Raw genomic sequence first — 797 nt, 5'->3', positions numbered from 1 at the left:
TTCTCAGTTCGGATTGCAGGCTGCAACTCGCCTGCATGAAGCTGGAATCGCTAGTAATCGCGGATCAGCATGCCGCGGTGAATACGTTCCCGGGCCTTGTACACACCGCCCGTCACACCACGAGAGTTTGTAACACCCGAAGTCGGTGAGGTAACCTTTTGGAGCCAGCCGCCTAAGGTGGGACAGATGATTGGGGTGAAGTCGTAACAAGGTAGCCGTATCGGAAGGTGCGGCTGGATCACCTCCTTTCTAAGGATATATGAGACGTGACGTTTCTGTTTGGTTTTGTTCAGTTTTGATGGTTTAATTAGGTTTTTTCGCCTAGCGAAAATAACCCTCATTACCATTGCGCAGCGAAGCGGAGCTTTCAATTCTCCTTTCGACGTGATGACCATCAAACAATTGTTCTTTGAAAACTAGATAAAGTTAGAAGAAGAAAGTCAAGAAAGAACCGAGAATCGCCATTTTAGGATATCTCTTATGAGATATTGTTAGATTAACCATTTGGTTAAGTTATGAAGGGCGCACGGTGGATGCCTTGGCACTAGGAGCCGATGAAGGACGGGACTAACACCGATATGCTTCGGGGAGCTGTAAGTAAGCTTTGATCCGGAGATTTCCGAATGGGGAAACCCGCTGCACGTAATGGTGCAGTATCCATACTTGAATACATAGAGTATGGAAGGCAGACCCGGGGAACTGAAACATCTAAGTACCCGGAGGAAGAGAAAGCAAACGCGATTCCCTGAGTAGCGGCGAGCGAAACGGGATTAGCCCAAACCAAGAGGCTTGCCTCT

The 797-nt window shown here is 48.2% G+C and carries 2 rRNA genes; both read left to right on the top strand.

Annotation, left to right across the window (positions count from 1 at the left end):
• Positions 1 to 249: ribosomal RNA gene (locus FZC78_RS23355) — 16S ribosomal RNA — on the top strand; the annotation flags it as partial.
• A gap of 257 nt (positions 250 to 506) precedes the next feature.
• Positions 507 to 797: ribosomal RNA gene (locus FZC78_RS23350) — 23S ribosomal RNA — on the top strand; the annotation flags it as partial.

It is taken from the genome of Rossellomorea vietnamensis (genome assembly GCF_008180415.1).
Classification (GTDB): Bacteria; Bacillota; Bacilli; order Bacillales; family Bacillaceae_B; genus Rossellomorea; species Rossellomorea vietnamensis_C.
This window is presented reverse-complemented; position numbering and strand designations above follow the sequence as displayed.